General features: G+C 45.0%; 2 protein-coding genes. Both read left to right on the plus strand.

Annotation, left to right across the window (positions count from 1 at the left end; all coding sequences use genetic code 11):
- The first annotated feature begins 416 nt into the window (after nt 1–416).
- Nucleotides 417–1151 (plus strand): hypothetical protein, encoded by a 735-nt coding sequence (locus F6K37_RS40100; protein WP_287256842.1) that lies wholly within the window; start codon nt 417–419, stop codon nt 1149–1151.
- Between the two features lie 196 nt (nt 1152–1347).
- Nucleotides 1348–1644, plus strand: coding sequence for a hypothetical protein (locus F6K37_RS40105; RefSeq protein ID WP_287256843.1), 297 nt, complete (start codon nt 1348–1350; stop codon nt 1642–1644).
- Nucleotides 1645–1928 lie beyond the last annotated feature (284 nt).

Here is a 1928-nt window from a genome sequence, read left to right on the forward strand (position 1 = left end):
TGGTTGTGCATCTCTGGCACTATGTTTGAGAATCTGTAACTCTACATCCATTGCCCTATCTACCTTTGAGCTACCCAATCTGTTTATTCTCTTATTTTACTTCTCGGAGAGTGACAAAAGAGGGATACTTTAAATTTTCGGCTTTTGTCAACGGGAGCAGGTCAAATTTGCAGAACAAATGAACTACAAGACATTACACCAAAAATCCTGTGACCGAGCCGGTCTTAGTTGCAGAACAGATCAACTATGTACCATTAGAGCTTGGCTTTGACCCATGAGGGGGCTATCTGGTTGACTGACAAAAGTATCAATTAGGAACAATCAAATGCAAGCCAGGACTGGAATAGGAGGGATTGACTTTGAATGTGGGGAGCCAGCATCCTCAAGATAGATACCACTCATACCCTGAAGATGCTGTGAAAAAAAACTCCCGCCTCTACAATGCCTTGAATCAATGGATGGGTCAAGGTGATTGGGCGCATTTGGCTCATCTGACCGCTTGTGTATCGATGTTAGTGGCGCTGGTACATACCGGTAGTGTGAATCTGACTAAATGGACGGTTTATATGCCGTGCCGGGGTCAATATGCCGCCAGCAAACAACGACGAATCCAGCGCTGGCTGCATAATCCCCGAATCAATGTGCATCGACTCTATGGCAGCTTAATTCAAGCTGCTTTGGCCAATTGGCAAGAACAGGTGATCTATCTGGCATTAGACACCTCCCTATTTTGGGATAAGTATTGTTTAGTGCGGCTGTGTGTGGTACATCGAGGTCGCGCCTTGCCAGTGGCTTGGCGGGTCATGGCTCATGGCAGTGCCAGTGTATCGTTCAGAGATTATCGGGAGATGATTCAATCAGCTCAGGGGCGCTTACCCCAAGACATCAAGGTGGTGTTACTGGCAGACCGAGGTTTTGTTCATATCAACTTGATGCAGATGTTAACCACTCAATTAGGTTGGCACTATCGGATTAGGCTTAAGAGGGATAGTTGGATTTGGCGGGGGGGCAAAGGCTGGTGCCAGCTCAAAGATTTCCATGTTCTACGGGGGGAGGCCTTGTGTTTGCATCAGGTGCGATTGCAAAAAAGAGCCAACTATGGTTTGGTGCATGTGATTATCGGCCGTAATAACATCAATGGAGAGTTTTGAGCAGTAGTCAGTGACGAAAAGACCTGCCTACAAACTTTTGCTGAGTATGGGTTACGCTTCGATATTGAACAGAACTTTTTAGATGACCAGTCCAGTGGCTGGAATCTCCAAAAATCAGAGATTAGAGATGCATCTGCCCTGTCACGATTATGGTTTATCTTGGCGGTAGCAACCCTCTGTCTTGATGCAATAGCGAGTGGGGGAAACCCCCAAGACCGCGCTGCATCGCTATGTCAGTGCACAAGGGGTGGCAGTGGTAGATAATGGTCAACGACGTTGGGTAGACACCCATTGGTTTCGGGGCAATAGCTATTTTCGAATTGGTTGGGACTGGGTCAAAGCCGCTAAGGTCAACGGGTGGACTTTAATTAAACAGGTCCAATTCTCAAGTAATCAAGACCCTGAGCCAGCCATGGCATCACGCAAACAATATGAACAACGACTCTATCGGCTGGAATTTCAGATCCAGACTTATCAGTATGCTGTTAGATAAGTTTTGTCAGTCAACCAGGGGGGCTATAGATCTCGGAAAACTATTAGGCTAATGTGACATGCTCCCCCTATTACCTATTACCTATTACCTATTACCTATTACCCATTACCTATTACCCAGATTTATTACAAATGTTCTGCATAAGTGACATGCTCCCTTTGTCAACCCCTCTACCTAAATCCTTACACTATATTTATCTACAATCAAGATTTATTGGCTTGACAAGATATTGATTTATTGTGCGTCTCTATCCAGATAATCTTTAATTAAAGAATTAAAGATTC

It is taken from the genome of Moorena sp. SIO4E2 (assembly GCF_010671945.1).
Classification (GTDB): Bacteria; Cyanobacteriota; Cyanobacteriia; order Cyanobacteriales; family Coleofasciculaceae; genus Moorena; species Moorena producens.